The following is a 15,647-nucleotide window of genomic DNA, read 5'->3' on the forward strand; positions in this document are numbered from 1 at the left end:
GTGGTGAAAGAAGAGGCATAACAGTGCTGTAAAAATACTTCTCTAAGTATGCGGCATCTTCATCTGAAATTTCCTTAAAACTAATAAGTTCAACTCCCTGCGTTTTAATTTCCTTCATTAATTCCTCATATACATCGTCTTTAATTTTAAGAAGATTTTTGGTGTGTTTAAAAATATGCTCTAGCTGTTCACTTGCCACCATTTGTGTCTTGTTTTCCTTAATAGTGTTATCCAAAAGCATCTGATCATAAATTGAACCCACTCTTACCATATAAAACTCATCTAAATTACTAATGAAAATATTGGCAAAGGACAGCCTTTCACAAAGAGGAACCCTCTTGTCAGCTGCTTCTTCTAACACACGTTTATTAAATTTAAGCCAGGATAACTCCCTATTATCATAATAAGGTTTCTTCTTGAGCTTTGGCTTATTGCCGTGCTTTTTGCTTTTTGCCATATTGTACTTATTATCCTTAACTTCCATTTTTTCCTCTTTTTTTATTTCCTGTGAAACTCTCTCTTCCATAACCCTCTCTTCCTTCTTAAACTTAAGTGCCTTACCTATAGTCAAAACTATTGCACCGGCTATTCTCCTAAACATATTCCTAATTTTTTTGCCTGTAGCACAAGCTGATTATCAATATTAACCATCTTAGTTTTACCGGCAACATCACTTAATGGAACACTTGATATTTTATTATCCACAAAGGTTGCCATATAACCATATTTTTTATTTTCAATTAATTCTCCTGCCATAACTCCCAGCCTTGTAGCCAATACCCTGTCATAAGCACATGGATTGCCACCTCTTTGAATGTGACCTATTGAAGCAGTTCTGATTTCTTTGTCAACATATGGTTCAAGTTCCCTTGCCAGTCTTTCCGCTGCTATCAGGTTTCCTCCCTCTTTACGTTTTTTCTTCAATTCTTTCTTTGTAAGCAGGCTTTCTTCTTTTGAAATAATTCCCTCCGCTGCCGCAATAATTATATATTTCTTACCTCTTTTTTCCTTTTCTTCAATATCTTTTACTACTGCATTAATATCGTAAGGAATTTCAGGTATTAATATAATATCTGCGTTTGAAGCAATTCCTGCGTGAAGCGTAAGCCATCCTGTTTTGTGTCCCATTACTTCTACCACAAACACCCTTCCGTGGGATTTTGCAGTTGACTGAAGTTTGTCAATATAATCTGTTGCCACATCAATAGCTGACTGAAATCCAAAACTTACATCAATTCCCTCTAAGTCATTGTCAATGGTTTTAGGAAGTGTAACCACATTTAATCCCTTTTCAAATAAAAGATTTGCTGTTTTGTGGGAACCGTTTCCTCCTGCAACCACTAAACAGTCAAGACCTGTTTTCTTATAAGTGTCAATCATTGACTTAACCTTGTCACGTCCTTCTTCGTCCGGCTCATTAATCAGCTTAAAAGGTGTTCTGGAGTTTCCAATAACAGAACCTCCTAAATTTAAAATATCTTCAAAGTCGTCAATCTTCATTTTTTTATAATTGCCCCTTATAAGACCTTTATATCCGTCTAGGAAACCATAAAACTCAACTTTATTTCTTTCCTTTTCATACAGGTACTTTGCCGTACCTCTCATTGCTGCATTTAATGCCTGACAATCGCCTCCACTTGTTAAAAAACCTATTTTCATTGATAAGTCCTCCTTAATACATTATTTTTATTCCGTGCATTAAGCGAAATCTTATTACTATCTTTCCCAAATACACTGTATATTACCACGTTTTTATAAAATCTATATAAATTATATCATATATTTGTGTAAAGTTTTTAATTACACTTTTAAAGCTTTGTAAGTTTATACAAATCATAATATATTCCCTGTTTCTCCATTAATTCTTCATGGGTTCCCTGTTCCTCTATTCCATTTTCAGTTAAAACCAGTATCTTTTTAGCATTTCTAATAGTTGAAAGTCTGTGGGCAATAACTAAAGTTGTACGGTTTTTGGCTAATTTTTCCATTGATTTCTGAACGATTTTTTCACTTTCGTTATCTAATGCTGAAGTTGCCTCATCAAAAATCAAAATAGGTGGATTTTTAAGGAATACTCTTGCTATGGATAAACGCTGCTTCTGTCCTCCTGATAATTTTATTCCCCTTTGACCAATATCCGTATCAAATCCCTTTGGGAGAGACATTATAAAGTCGTAGGCATTTGCCTCCTTTGCGGCCTCTATTACTTCTTCCTTAGTGGCATCAGGTCTGCCATATTTTATATTGTCAAATATAGTTCCGGCAAAAAGATACACATCCTGCTGTACCATTCCTATGTTTTTTCTCAAACTGTTAAGTTTTATGTTTCTGATATCCTGCCCGTCAACGGAAATTTTACCGTCAGACACTTCATAAAATCTTGGTATAAGATTACATAAGGTTGATTTTCCCGCACCGGAGGAACCTACTAAAGCTACATATTCCCCTGCATTTATATCTAAATTAATATGTTTTAAAACTCTGTGCGCATTATCATTATATCTAAAGGAAACATTGTCAAAAGAAATATTTCCTTTAACATTTTTCAATTCTATAGCATCTTCCCTGTCCCTGATTTCCGGTTCTAACTGTAATATTTGCTGAAATCTCTCATATCCTGAATATCCGTTTTGAAACTGTTCCGTAAAATCAATTAATGTTTTCACCGGGTCAGTAAAAATGTTAATATAAAGTAAAAAGGTCAGTAAATCTGTTATACTTACGGCATTTCTAGTAATCATAATTCCACCTGATACAATTACAATAAGGTTTATCATTGTATTAAAAGCTGTAAGTCCTGAATTGTATCCGCCCATGTAATGATAACTGTTTTTCTTTGCGTCTAAAAATGCATCATTTCCCACTTTAAACTTTTCATTTTCTATATCTTCATTGGCAAAAGATTTAACCACTCTTATTCCTGATAGATTATCCTCTATCTGTTCATTTATAGCGGCAATTTTTACACGATTTTCCCTAAATGCCCTTTTCATTCTTTTGTTGAAAAAGTATGCATACATGATCATAAAAGGAATCAGCACAAAGGCTGCAAAGGCAAGTTTTACGTTTATACTCATTAAAATAATGAGAGCACCTATTATTTTTATTACTGAAATAGTTATATTTTCCGGTCCATGATGCAAAAGCTCCGTTATGTCAAATAAATCTGATGTTATTCTGGACATTAACTGTCCTACCTTTTGGTCATCATAAAAAGAAAAAGGCATCTTTTGAAAATGTGCAAATATTTCTGCTCTCATATCATATTCAATTCTTGCTCCCATAACATGTCCGTAATTTGAAATATAATAATTACAATAGCATTGAAACAATATAAGCAGTGTAACTACTACGGCAATAATTACAAGAGTTTTCATTGCTTTATCCCTATCCATATAAATAACAGTTGATGTAACATACCTTACAACCAAAGGTATCACAAGTGCTACTGCTGATGCCATAATTGCAAAAAACATATCCGTGAAAAACACTCCTTTATATGGCTTGTAGTATGATATCATCTTTTTTAATGTCTCTCTCATTATTTTGCTCCTGATTTCTTTGTTAATTTGGATAATAGTTTTGTTTATACTAAAGACCTCCGGCATTGCCGAAGGTCTTTAAACTAAATTGTGTAAATTTATTTCTTAGCCTGTTTATTCTTTATAGTAAAGTATCCGCTTGATAATGAGTTAGCTCTTGACACTTTAATATAATATGTACCTTTTTTCCAGTTACCCCATGAGTTATATCGTGACTTTGATCCACTCCATGTGCTACTTGAAATAACTTTTCCACTCTTATTTATAATCTGAATTTTAACGCTTCCTGTTAAATTTCCCTGAAGTATAAAAGCAGGTTTCTTTCCTTTTTTGAGAGCTATCTTATACCACTTGGCAGATTTATCACCGGCAGTAATTAATCCCTTAGCTGTCTTATTATACTTAATAGTAACAGCTTTCTTTCTACTGCTTCCTGCCTTTGCTTTAACAGCTGTGTTCTTTACATTAATTGTATGTAAGTTACCATTTCCGGCTGCCGTATTACCACTGGTGCCATTTGACTTAACTTTAAAGTAATAAGTAACACCCTTCTTTACTGCGAAAGTAAACTTATTAAAGTTATATCCTGATAATACCCATTCTTCATCTGACAAAGCCTTCTTCTTTGAGTTTAACAATGTAAGATAACTTCCATGTTCGTAGGAAAAACTTACTGTAACCTTTCCTGTTTTTTCAGCCTTATATTTAAATAAGTATTCATCACTTCCACTGTTTCTGTAGTAAGTAATTGTCTGACCTGACTTAATATTTCTTTCTCCTCTTAAATATAAACGGGTGGAAATATTAACTGTGTTAGTATACACGCTGTCATCATATACTGATGATTCTAATCTAATGTAATATGTTCCCTTGTTACTTAAAGCAACATACCCTTTAGCATTAACCTCACCTACTGTAAGATACTTGAAAAAACCTGTTATTCTGTTAGTGCACTGAGCATCAGTATAAATTTCTACTGTCATATTTTTATCCAGTCTGACAACATTAATATTTAACTCAAGCGCTCCCGGCTCTGAAATATTAACCGGAATTACTAAGCCCTGATCACTGCTCTGTCCCGGAAACTTATCATTTTGTGTAAAAATATAAGTTTTTGTTGCACTCTTTTCACTACCTGTTACTGACTTGGTGGGTGTAATAGTGTCAACTGCCAATACTGCAAATGACATAGCAAACATCATTACAGCTAATGAAGCAACTAATACTAACCCTTTCATAATTTTCTTCATCTCTTAATCTCCTTCTAATATTATATATTGAGATTACATCAGCCCTTCTAAAGTTTTACGAATTGCTAATATAAATTCCTCCGTATTAAGTTTTTTCTTATTTTCCAATGTTGAAATAAGATATAAATCTCCTGTCATTTCTCCATTTTCAATTGTATCAATACAAGCCTTTTCAAGCTTATCTGCAAATGCCATAAGTTCAGGAAGATTATCAAGTTCTCCTCTCTTTCTAAGAGCACCTGTCCATGCAAAAATAGTTGCAATCGGGTTAGTTGATGTTTCTTCTCCCTTTAAATACTTATAGTAATGTCTCTGTACTGTTCCATGAGCAGCTTCATATTCATAATATCCGTTAGGTGAAGCAAGCACTGATGTCATCATTGATAATGAACCAAATGCTGTAGCAACCATATCTGACATAACATCACCATCATAGTTCTTACAAGCCCAGATATATCCACCTTCTGATCTCATTACACGGGCAACTGCATCGTCAATAAGTGTGTAGAAATACTCGATTCCTGCTTCATCAAATTTTTCCTTATATTCATTTTCAAAAATATCTGCAAAAATATCCTTAAATGTATGGTCATATTTCTTTGAAATAGTGTCCTTTGTAGCAAACCATAAATCCTGTTTTGTATCAAGAGCGAAATTAAAGCAGCTTCTTGCAAAACTTTCTATTGATTTATTTATGTTATGCATACCCTGAATAATTCCCGGTCCGTCAAATTCGTGAATTAATTCTCTTGTTTCCTCTCCTGCTTCATTAGTGTAAACAAGTTCTGTCTTTCCGGCTGCTGGAATTTTCATTTCAACACCCTTATAAACATCACCATAGGCATGTCTTGCTATTGTAATAGGCTTTGTCCAATTTTTTACATATGGCTCGATACCCTTAACAATAATAGGTGCTCTAAATACTGTTCCATCAAGAATTGCCCTGATTGTTCCATTAGGGCTTTTCCACATTTCCTTTAAGTTATATTCAGGCATTCTTGCAGCATTAGGTGTGATTGTTGCACACTTTACGGCTACACCGTATTTCTTTGTAGCTTCTGCTGAATCAAAAGTAACCTGATCATTAGTTTTATTTCTGTAATCAAGTCCCAAATCATAATACTCTGTTTTTAAATCAACAAAAGGTAATAATAATTCGTCTTTGATAAGTTTCCAAAGAATTCTTGTCATCTCGTCCCCATCCATTTCAACAAGGGGAGTAGTCATTTTAATTTTATCCATTTCTGTTTCCTCCTAAGATTTTGTAGTATCCTTGTAGATTATATCTAAATTCCAAAGGAAAGTAAACCAAAAAGTGGTAAATGACCTTTTCTCAAAAACAGATTGCCCCTTTTTCAGGGACACTTTGTAAATATTACCATCAATTATAACTTATCTACTTAATTTTTGCAGATTTAACATTACTCCATTTTTTTGCAGTTACTTTTTTACTACCGTTTTTTTTGTAAGACTTTACCCTAAAGAAATACTTTTTATCAGCCTTTAATCTGCTAAGGGTTGCTTTTGTTTTTGTAACATACTTACTCTTAGCTCCCTTAAAGTTTTTCTTTAAAGAATACTGTATCAAATATCCATCAGCATCACTAACCTTTTTAAAGGAAACTGTTGCTTTTTTCTTTCCTGCTTTTACTTTTTGCAATGTTGTTTTTGCAGGAGGAACATTCTTCATCCTCTTTTGGTCTGCTGATGTCCATTTATTAAACTTATAAATGCCCCATTTCCCATCTATCTTCACTGGATTTAAATTATTTGTTGACTCACTGATACTTTGAATTTGACCTTTTTTAAAAATCACAGTTCCGTCTGTAGCAGACACTACTTCATAATTACAATCTTTTCCATTTCTGATTTCATAACCATATGCTATATTTCCATCAAATTCTAAATAACCATGTTTTCCAAAGCTATATGCTTTTTTACCTTCTCCACAGTATAATTTCCAATTTTTATTTTTATCCCTAATTGCCAGTTTTTTGATTTTTCCCAAACTATCTGATTCATAAGAACACATTGTTCCTGAAATAGTTTTCTTACCATTTTTCGTAATTACATAACTAGATGTAATCCGATAGTCGTTATTATAAACCTTCACCAAAAATGCATCTTTTTCAAATGCCACCGGGACAATAGACGAATTATACGGCAATGAAGTAACTTTCTTTCCATTATAGTCAAATAAATAAGTATTCTTCCATACACCTCTATTAGAAAAAACATCTATTTTAAGCAGATTTAACTCCTTGTATTCATCATATGAATAAATATAACAATATGCTCCCTCTCCAATTTCTGATGTATTTTTTCCATCTTTTGAAACTAAATATAGCTTTCCATTTTTGTATGCTGAATAATAGTCTGCATCTGACACATCAACGTCTTCGTATCCTGTCAATATTTTTGTTAATGAATATGTATTAATTATATCTGCTGCTTCATTACCATTCTCTTTATTATATTTTACTATTACATTATTTCCGTCTTCTGTGCAATAAACGTAATCACTATTATAATCAAACTGTTTCTTTATTTTCTCACCAGAATCCATAATGGTAACATTTCCTGTAAGCCTACCCTGTTGATAAGTAATAATTGTTGAAGCGTTTACTTTATGAATTTCTTCAACGCTGTCTGAAATTGAAGATTTCTGCCTTTTCCCTGTATTTTTATCAACAAAATACCACTGATTATTAGCCTTATAATATATTTTTTCATTTATCAATGATACCTTAGAAATAGTTTCACTGCCATTTGCTAATGTGATTTTCTTTTCAACACTTAATGATGGGAAACTATATCTTACATACTCGTTGTTATTATACAATTCCAACGATGAACTATTTACTTCGTTGTTGTAATATTCTTTATTATTTACATCACTTACAATCTTTCCATCCATATTTACCCATAAAGTCTTATATTGTGATATATTATCATCATTTTCTGAAATTGTATCAACCTGTATAATATCTTTATTTATCTGCTCCCAATAAGAACCTGTTCCCATATCTGCAACAACAGTTCCATCTGCCTCTACCATTTTGTAATAGAATCTGGTATATCCGTCTTCTTCAGAGCCATCTAAATATTTACATCCCAAATAGTGCTTCTTATCCTGAAGCAAACATAAATTATCAAATTTTTCCTTTCCCTTATAACCCAATGAATCTTCATTTATTGTCTGATTTTCTTTTGTTATTTTTCCATTATAATCAATTAAATCATATGTGCCATCATAAAATCCAAGAATAATTTGTCCATTCTGTTCTTCTGAATAATCGTATTCTTTTGAAAGTTTTTTAATAAGTTTTCCATTTAAATTTCTTATGCTCCACTGTGAATTTTTATCACATAGTAAAACTACTTTTCCGTTAAAAACCTGTGCACTTACATAAGAACACGGAATGATTACTTTTCCATTCTTGTCAACCAATCCCCATAAATCCATATCATTTTTGCTTTTTCCCACAATTATGGAGTTGCCATACATTCCATCAACCATGTCGTATGACAGTTTAGGCTTAACCACTACGTTATATGCCTTTTTTGCCGTTGCAGCAGAAGTCTGTACTGCCCCCACAGGTATCATTCCTACTAACATGGTTGAAGCCAATAAAACCGCCCCAACTTTTTTCATTTTTTCTTTTAAATTTTCTTTCATTTGAAATCTCCCTCTTTTTTGTCTCTTTTTATCTCTCTAATTCTATTACATCATTAGAGAATGTTCAATATTGCATTTGCATTAACCAGACCTGCTCCCTGCCTGTTTTTATCCATAGACATATCTATGGCATTTTCTTTAAGTATTTTTTTACATTCCACATTGGTTAATTTATCCTTCTTATTTAACATTAAAGCAACGATTCCCGTAACAATAGGAGTTGCCATGGAAGTTCCGCTTTTTACCACATAAGAATAGCCTTTTTGCCATAAATTAGAACAGCTTATGATTTTGTTCGCCGGTGCCACAATATCAGGTTTTATAATACACTGCTTAGTAGGTCCTCTTCCGGAATAATTATAAGTATATTTTCCGTTTACAAACACCTTAACATTATCATTATCTGCTCCCACGGTAATTATTTTTTTACAATCCCCCGGTGTTGAAATAGAATTAGCCCCCGGGCCATTATTTCCTGCCGCAGCCACCACCACATAACCTAAATTCCATAACAATTCAACTTCATCTGTAAGCCTTTTCCCTGCCCTTTCATCATTGCTTAATGTTCCAAAGGATAAATTTACCACTCTGATTCCATATCGTTTACCATTATCAATAATCCAGTGCAGTCCGGTAATTACATTCTCTTCTTTACCCATTCCACGGTTGTCTAACACTTTTAATGATACAATTTCACTTTCAGGTGCAACTCCCATTATTTTTCCCTTTGACATTTTACCGGAACCTGCAATAATTCCCGACACATGAGTTCCATGCCCTTCATCATCGTATATACCATGCCTTTCCTTTACAAAATCCTTAAAATATATAATACGGTTATCAAAATCTAAATGCCTGCTTATTCCACTGTCTAAAACAGCCACTGTAATTCCCTTTCCCCTTATCCCCCGATTGTGAATATTATTTATTCCTAATTTTTTTATTACTCTGTTCATATTTCCTCTATTGTTAAATTTAATATAATATATGCTTTTGTAATTGTCACCGATATTATTTATATAATTTAGATAAATTTGTAAACAAGACAGGCACTATGCCATATTATTTAGTGTAAACAAAAATTTAGGGAGATTTAACATGAGTGATTTAGCAGCAACAAACTGCGGATGCGGTTGCGACGGAGGAAACAATAACTGTTTATTCCTTATCCTTATTCTCATTTTCTGTGGAGGATGTGGTAATAACGGATGTGGAAACGGAATTTTTGGTGGCAATGACTGCTGTTCAATAATCTGGTTATTCTTAATCTTAAGCTGCTGTGGATGCGGTAACGGTTCATTCTTTGGCGGTGGCGGAAACGGTTGTGGTTGCGGCTGCTAGTTAATGATACTGATTTTTATGAATATGATTTAGAATGCTTATTAAATAACGCCTTATATGGTAAACATTTGTCTGATACTAACTTCTTAACATTGCTAATATGCCTAAGCATTTTAAATAATTAATCAGCATAAACTTTAATAACCGCAAGCCCAAAGCAAATGGAGGATTACAGCCTAATGGAAAAGCAACAATTAAAGCAGACAAAATATGATTCCTTAGTTACTAACCGCACTATGCAGTTAGTAAAGGCTGTAATACCTTACATAAATAACGATGCCGGTACCCTTATTGGCATGCTTATTAAATTTCAGGAATTACAAAATGCCGCAAGAATTAATAATAATGTTGCCATAGCAGCCATGAATGCTGACAAGCACAAAGGTATGGAAAGCATGCTTGACGACATTAAGGATTTCTTAGATGATGACAACCGTGAAATGCTTGAAAATATAATGAGCATAATGGAAATGATGAGTATGGACGAAAATGCCATGAATGATTTTATGGGCAGCTTTATGGGCGGTGATTTTAACCAGACTAATAATAATTAATGGAGGATTTTATGTCTAATAACAAGTGGATGGATGACCCTGTATTAGAGGGTATTTCAAATGAGAAATTAGAAATGCTTACAAAGATAATTGAAGGTGCAAAAGGAATGGAGCCTAAGCATATGCTTACATATTTTATTCAGCAGTCAAATGCTGCCGGAAAACAGGGTATTAACTTTACCAATTCCGAAACAGATTTAATACTCAATGTTTTAAAAGAAGGCATGACACCTGAGGAAATTAAACGTATAGATACTGTGAAACGTATTATGGCAATGTTAGAGAAAAATAAACGAACCGGCAAAAATTCTAAATGACAGGAATTTTCGACTGTATATAGCATAAGTATAATCTTTTAATGAGCAACCAAAAATAAGACCTGCATTGTTTTTCACAAACGCAGGTCTTATTTTACTCTCTAAGTCACAAAAAAACCGCCCTGGGGTTAATGAACTTATTAACTCCATGACAGCTTTTTTTGTAATATATTCACTATATATTATTTAGCAACAATATTTATAATTCTTTCCGGAACATAAATTTCCTTAATAACGTTTCCTGTTAATTTGTCACCTAAAGCTTCCCTGCCCTGTGCTATGGCATCATCCTTTGAAATGTCAGCAGGTACACTGATAACAACCTTTGTCTTACCGTTAATCTGTACAGGAACCTGAATTTCATCATCCTTCATCAGATCCTCGTCAGCTTCCGGCCACTTGTTATTTTCAAATACGCTTCCTTCTTTTCCCAGCATCTCCCATAACTCTTCTGCAATATGTGGTGCAAAAGGTGATAAAAGTGTTACGAATGTTTCGATTGTTTCCTTGTCAACTCCGCCTTCCTTCTTAGCGATTTCGTTGAACTTGTTATTGTATTCCATGAAACCTGAAACAACGGTATTTAAGCTAAAGTCCTCTAAACGTCTTGTGATAGTGTGTATCATCTGGTGACGTAATTTAACCATTTCATTTGTAGCCTTTACATCAGCTTCAATGCTGTTTACGGCTAACTTCCAGAATTTAGTAATAAATCTGTAAACGCCATCAATACCTCTCTCATCCCATTCGGAATCAAGTTCAGGTGGTCCTACAAACATTTCATAAATTCTTAATGAATCACAACCGTAATCCCTTACTAAATCATCAGGTGAAACAACATTTCCCTTGGATTTGCTCATTTTGATACCGTTTTTACCGGTAATCATACCCTGATTAAATAATTTCTTAAATGGTTCCTCAAAATCCACAACACCTATATCATATAAGAACTTTGTATAGAATCTTGAGTAAAGTAAGTGCAATACTGCATGCTCTACACCACCGATATACATATCTACAGGCAAATACTTATCTGCTTTTTCCTTAGATACTAATTCCTTATCGTTTTTGTTATCAACATATCTTAAGAAATACCATGATGAACCTGCCCACTGTGGCATTGTGTTTGTTTCACGTTTAGCAGGCTTACCACAACATGGACATGTTGTATTTACCCACTCATCAATTGCCGCAAGTGGTGATTCACCTGTACCTGTTGGTTCATATGATTCAACATCCGGCAGTAATAACGGTAACTGGTCTTCCGGTACCGGAACAGGTCCACAATCAGGACAATGTATGATTGGGATAGGTTCACCCCAATATCTCTGTCTTGAGAATACCCAGTCACGTAACTTATAATTAACAGTTGCTCTTCCAAAGCCCTTTTCCTCAATAATATGAGGAGCTTCCTTCTTAAGAACTGATGATTCCATTCCGTTCCATTCACCGGAATTAATCATAGTTCCTACAGCTTCTGTATAAGCTTCTGTCATATTTTCTATTTCTTTTCCGTCTTTTGCAATAACCTGAATAATAGGAATATTGAATTTAGTTGCAAATTCAAAGTCTCTGTCATCATGTGCAGGTACACACATAATAGCTCCTGTACCGTAATCTGCAAGTACATAATCTGAAAGCCAGATTGGAACCTTTGCACCATTAAGTGGGTTAATTGCATAACTTCCTGTAAATACACCTGTTTTTTCTTTTCCCTGAAGTCTGTCTACTGATGACTTATTTGCTGCCATCTGGATATATGCTTCCACATCTTTTTCTGTTTCCGGTGTAGCCAGTTCTCTTGCCATGGCATGTTCCGGTGCAAGTACCATAAATGTTGCACCATGAAGTGTATCAGGTCTTGTTGTATAAACTGTAATCTTCTTATCTGAATTTTCTAATTTAAAATCAACCTCTGCTCCATATGACTTACCAATCCAGTCTGTCTGCATTTTTTTAACCTTTTCAGGCCAGTCCAGCTTGTCAAGGTCGCTTAAAAGTCTGTCTGCATATGCCGTAATCTTAAGCATCCACTGTTTAAGATTTTTCTTTGTAACTTCTGCGCCACATCTTTCACAGCATCCGTTTACAACCTCTTCGTTTGCAAGACCTGTTTTACATGAAGGACACCAGTTAATAGGCATTTCCTTCTGATAAGCAAGTCCTTTCTTAAACATCTGAACAAAAATCCACTGTGTCCACTTATAGAACTTAGGATCTGTTGTATTGACTTCCATATCCCAATCATAAAGAGCTGCTATTTCATTAATCTGTCTCTTAATGTTTGCAATATTATCTGCTGTTGATTTTGCAGGATGTGTCTTCATTTTAATTGCGTAATTTTCTGCAGGTAGTCCAAAAGCATCCCATCCCATAGGGTGAATGATATGATATCCGTGAAGCATCTTATAACGGCTCCATACATCGCTGATAACATATCCTCTCCAGTGTCCTACATGAAGACCTGAACCTGACGGATATGGGAACATATCAAGACAATAGTATTTTGGTTTTGTGGTATCTTTATTAATTGGTGATATTTCCCAATTATGACGCCACTTTTTTTCGATTTCCTTATGATTATAAGGTGTTGCCATAATTTAATTCCTCCTAAAAAATTGCATGTATAATATGGTGTGGTATTAATCCACTTATATTTTAAAGCCAAATTTATTTAACTTTAATATCCTTTATTCTTCTGTTTCATCCTGTGAAACATCTTTTGTTGTTTTCTCTTTCTTCTTTTTTTTCTCCGGCTTTTTAGTTGTTTCTTCAAGACCGGCTTTCTGCTTTCTTATCTTTTCTAAATCCTTTGGCGGTGTATATTTCTTATTTGAGCCTGAATCTCTTAAAACTATCTTCACCATTACCTGATACGAACCCACATTTCCAGCCAAATCCTGTGCTTTTATTACTACCGGAAACTCTCCTTCATCTAACTCATCCTTATTAACTGTATATACGGTTATTTTGCTTCCACTTTCATTGGTAGAGGCGCATGCCTTAACCATATTAGTTATGTCAGTTATGTTAGACTCACTATTCATGTCTTTTTTGTCTTTACTTGCAACTTCATATACAAAGCTATCCTTAGAACATGAAACCTTAGGTGGTATCGTGTCAATAACCTTAAATTTCTGTGTAAGCTTTAAAGTCTTTTTTGAAGAAAGCTTATACTTAAAAGTAACCTTTATATCTCCTGTTTCATCAGTATTTATTTTATTGTATTTAACTAAACCTGTTTTGTTTTTACCATTTTCATCATATAACAAAATATTACCTAAATAATTAGGTTTGTAGCCTCTTTCCACATAAACAGTATCGCTGCCACTTACAAGTTCTCCGTTTTTTATTTTCATGTACGGATTGTCACTTTCTGTGTCGGTAGGGTCCCAGCCACAATACTTTTGTGCCTTTGTAAATTCTTCAAAAGGCACCTGTAATTTGTCACCCTTTTGTCCGTTTACAACAGAAACCTCTGTCCCTGTTTTGCAATTTTCATAAATCCAGTCAGAATCCCCTGCACTTAACAGTACACAGGCTCCGTAACTTTTTTTCTTTCCAATTGCATTGTATGAACTTTTATTTAAAGTATAGTTATACTTATTGTTGTATCCTGCCGACTGTATCCAGGAACTGTCTCCAAACATAGTGTTGTTTTTATGCCAGCTACCATTAATATCAAGCCAGGAATAGGTCTTTGATGTTTTATACTTTCCTTTTTTCAAATCACGTCCAACGGAACATCTAAAGCTCTTATATGCCGTCTTTGTTTTCCTATCTTTTGAATAACGGTAAACAATTAAAGCATTAAGCTTTTTATTAATCTGGATATAATAATCATCCAAGCCCTCAACATCTGCCTTTTTAGTCTCATTTTCTATACCTTTACCACTAAGACCGCCGGCTTTTTCAGCCTCTTTATTTACCTTTCCCTGAAAGTACATCAGCACGCCAAAAATTATGCCTGAAACAATTAAAATTTCAATAATCATTATTAAAGCATTCTTTAGTTTTTTGTTTTGAAGTTTATGTTTTACACTCAAAATTTCTACCTCTGTGTGATGTTATTCATGCTAAAGGTCTGAACAATCAAAAGCTTATTTTTGAAAAATACCTTCGACCTCAAATTTATATTATACAACATTATCGTCATTTTTCAAGAAGTGTAGTTTATATTATGGCATCCTTCATTTCTTTCACATATTCTCCTACATATGAAACACTGTCTTTTCCGTATTTTGCCACAATTTTAACAATGGCACTACCTACGATAACACCCTCAGCGTATACACTCATTTCCTTTGCCTGCTTTGGAGTACCTATACCCAAACCTATGGCACATGGAACATCAGTGTTTTCTTTTACTATTTTAGTCATTGCCCCTATATCTGTTGTAATGTTGCTTCTTACCCCTGTTACTCCAAGAGATGAAACCACATATACAAATCCCCTTGCTGATTTTGCAATTTTGGCAATTCTCTCTTTTGATGTAGGTGCAATAAGTGGAATCAAATCTATGTTTTCCTTATCACAATAAGGTGCTAATTCCTCTCTTTCCTCATAAGGACAGTCAGGAACTATTACCCCTAAAATTCCACATTCCACACATCTTTTCATAAACTTTTCTGTTCCATATCTGAATATTACATTAATATATGTCATAAAAATCAAAGGAATATATACTTCATCTTTGATTTCCTTAATTGCATCAAAAAGTTTGTCAGTTGTACAGCCTCCCTTTAATGCCCTAAGGTCTGCCTCCTGAATAACACTTCCCTCTGCTATAGGGTCTGAAAAAGGTATTCCCACTTCAATTATATCTGCACCCTTATCCTGCATTTCTAAAATCAGCTTCTTTGTTGTTTCTAAATCCGGGTCTCCCCCTGTTATAAATGCTATAAATGCCTTTCCATTTTTAAATGCTCCACTTACCTTACTCATAAATCTGTACTCCTCTATAT

At 34.0% G+C, this 15,647-nt stretch carries 12 protein-coding genes and 1 pseudogene (1 of these 13 cut by a window edge); 3 read left to right on the forward strand and 10 right to left on the reverse strand.

The window, feature by feature from the left end; genetic code table 11:
- The 7 genes and pseudogenes from ppk1 to Q5O73_RS05340 form a co-directional block, all read right to left on the reverse strand.
- A pseudogene (gene ppk1 / locus Q5O73_RS05310) lies at nucleotides 1-601 on the reverse strand (polyphosphate kinase 1) (it extends 1,637 nt beyond the left edge of the window).
- On the reverse strand, nucleotides 586-1,659 hold the full coding sequence (locus tag Q5O73_RS05315) for a 6-phosphofructokinase (RefSeq protein ID WP_302669197.1): 1,074 nt from the start codon (nucleotides 1,657-1,659) through the stop codon (nucleotides 586-588). Before Q5O73_RS05315 ends, ppk1 begins: the two are co-directional and overlap by 16 nt.
- 149 nt (nucleotides 1,660-1,808) lie before the next feature.
- Nucleotides 1,809-3,542 (reverse strand): ABC transporter ATP-binding protein, encoded by a 1,734-nt coding sequence (locus Q5O73_RS05320; protein WP_118588452.1) that lies wholly within the window; start codon nucleotides 3,540-3,542, stop codon nucleotides 1,809-1,811.
- 98 nt (nucleotides 3,543-3,640) lie between these two features.
- Nucleotides 3,641-4,792, reverse strand: coding sequence for a hypothetical protein (locus tag Q5O73_RS05325; protein WP_302669198.1), 1,152 nt, complete (start codon nucleotides 4,790-4,792; stop codon nucleotides 3,641-3,643).
- Between the two features lie 33 nt (nucleotides 4,793-4,825).
- On the reverse strand, nucleotides 4,826-6,034 hold the full coding sequence (locus tag Q5O73_RS05330) for an NADP-dependent isocitrate dehydrogenase (protein ID WP_118588450.1): 1,209 nt from the start codon (nucleotides 6,032-6,034) through the stop codon (nucleotides 4,826-4,828).
- Nucleotides 6,035-6,188: 154 nt separating this feature from the next.
- A complete protein-coding gene (locus Q5O73_RS05335) occupies nucleotides 6,189-8,471 on the reverse strand; it encodes a fibronectin type III domain-containing protein (protein ID WP_302669199.1) in 2,283 nt (760 codons plus the stop codon).
- Between the two features lie 53 nt (nucleotides 8,472-8,524).
- Entirely contained in the window at nucleotides 8,525-9,427 is a 903-nt protein-coding gene (locus tag Q5O73_RS05340) for a S8 family peptidase (RefSeq protein ID WP_302669200.1), read from the reverse strand.
- A 142-nt stretch (nucleotides 9,428-9,569) separates the two neighbouring features.
- Here Q5O73_RS05340 and Q5O73_RS05345 point away from each other — a divergent pair, with 142 nt between their 5' ends.
- The 3 genes from Q5O73_RS05345 (at nucleotide 9,570) to Q5O73_RS05355 (ending at nucleotide 10,683) form a co-directional block, all read left to right on the forward strand.
- Nucleotides 9,570-9,812, forward strand: coding sequence for a hypothetical protein (locus tag Q5O73_RS05345; RefSeq protein ID WP_021953279.1), 243 nt, complete (start codon nucleotides 9,570-9,572; stop codon nucleotides 9,810-9,812).
- Nucleotides 9,813-9,991: 179 nt separating this feature from the next.
- Nucleotides 9,992-10,366 (forward strand): hypothetical protein, encoded by a 375-nt coding sequence (locus Q5O73_RS05350; protein WP_021953280.1) that lies wholly within the window; start codon nucleotides 9,992-9,994, stop codon nucleotides 10,364-10,366.
- 11 nt (nucleotides 10,367-10,377) lie between these two features.
- Complete coding sequence (locus tag Q5O73_RS05355; RefSeq protein ID WP_302669201.1) at nucleotides 10,378-10,683, forward strand: hypothetical protein; 306 nt, start codon at nucleotides 10,378-10,380, stop codon at nucleotides 10,681-10,683.
- A 182-nt stretch (nucleotides 10,684-10,865) separates the two neighbouring features.
- Here the strand turns inward: Q5O73_RS05355 and leuS are convergent, their stop codons facing one another.
- The 3 genes from leuS to trpA form a co-directional block, all read right to left on the reverse strand.
- Nucleotides 10,866-13,280: a leucine--tRNA ligase gene (gene leuS / locus Q5O73_RS05360; RefSeq protein WP_302669202.1), complete on the reverse strand. Its 2,415-nt coding sequence runs from the start codon at nucleotides 13,278-13,280 to the stop codon at nucleotides 10,866-10,868.
- Between the two features lie 93 nt (nucleotides 13,281-13,373).
- On the reverse strand, nucleotides 13,374-14,729 hold the full coding sequence (locus Q5O73_RS05365) for a L,D-transpeptidase (protein WP_302669203.1): 1,356 nt from the start codon (nucleotides 14,727-14,729) through the stop codon (nucleotides 13,374-13,376).
- A 127-nt stretch (nucleotides 14,730-14,856) separates the two neighbouring features.
- A complete protein-coding gene (trpA, locus tag Q5O73_RS05370; protein WP_302669204.1) occupies nucleotides 14,857-15,627 on the reverse strand; it encodes a tryptophan synthase subunit alpha in 771 nt (256 codons plus the stop codon).
- Nucleotides 15,628-15,647 lie beyond the last annotated feature (20 nt).

This window comes from Eubacterium sp. AF15-50 (genome assembly GCF_934835595.1).
Taxonomy (GTDB): Bacteria; Bacillota; Clostridia; order Lachnospirales; family Lachnospiraceae; genus Eubacterium_G; species Eubacterium_G segne.

What these genes read in the sequence shown, in the direction of transcription:
- Q5O73_RS05315 (WP_302669197.1), bottom strand. Translation starts at nt 1,659, where the DNA reads ATGAAAATAGGTTTTTTAACAAGTGGAGGCGATTGTCAGGCATTAAAT.
- Q5O73_RS05320 (WP_118588452.1), bottom strand. Translation starts at nt 3,542, where the DNA reads ATGAGAGAGACATTAAAAAAGATGATATCATACTACAAGCCATATAAA.
- Q5O73_RS05325 (WP_302669198.1), bottom strand. Translation starts at nt 4,792, where the DNA reads ATGAAGAAAATTATGAAAGGGTTAGTATTAGTTGCTTCATTAGCTGTA.
- Q5O73_RS05330 (WP_118588450.1), bottom strand. Translation starts at nt 6,034, where the DNA reads ATGGATAAAATTAAAATGACTACTCCCCTTGTTGAAATGGATGGGGAC.
- Q5O73_RS05335 (WP_302669199.1), bottom strand. Translation starts at nt 8,471, where the DNA reads ATGAAAGAAAATTTAAAAGAAAAAATGAAAAAAGTTGGGGCGGTTTTA.
- Q5O73_RS05340 (WP_302669200.1), bottom strand. Translation starts at nt 9,427, where the DNA reads ATGAACAGAGTAATAAAAAAATTAGGAATAAATAATATTCACAATCGG.
- Q5O73_RS05345 (WP_021953279.1), top strand. Translation starts at nt 9,570, where the DNA reads ATGAGTGATTTAGCAGCAACAAACTGCGGATGCGGTTGCGACGGAGGA.
- Q5O73_RS05350 (WP_021953280.1), top strand. Translation starts at nt 9,992, where the DNA reads ATGGAAAAGCAACAATTAAAGCAGACAAAATATGATTCCTTAGTTACT.
- Q5O73_RS05355 (WP_302669201.1), top strand. Translation starts at nt 10,378, where the DNA reads ATGTCTAATAACAAGTGGATGGATGACCCTGTATTAGAGGGTATTTCA.
- leuS (WP_302669202.1), bottom strand. Translation starts at nt 13,280, where the DNA reads ATGGCAACACCTTATAATCATAAGGAAATCGAAAAAAAGTGGCGTCAT.
- trpA (WP_302669204.1), bottom strand. Translation starts at nt 15,627, where the DNA reads ATGAGTAAGGTAAGTGGAGCATTTAAAAATGGAAAGGCATTTATAGCA.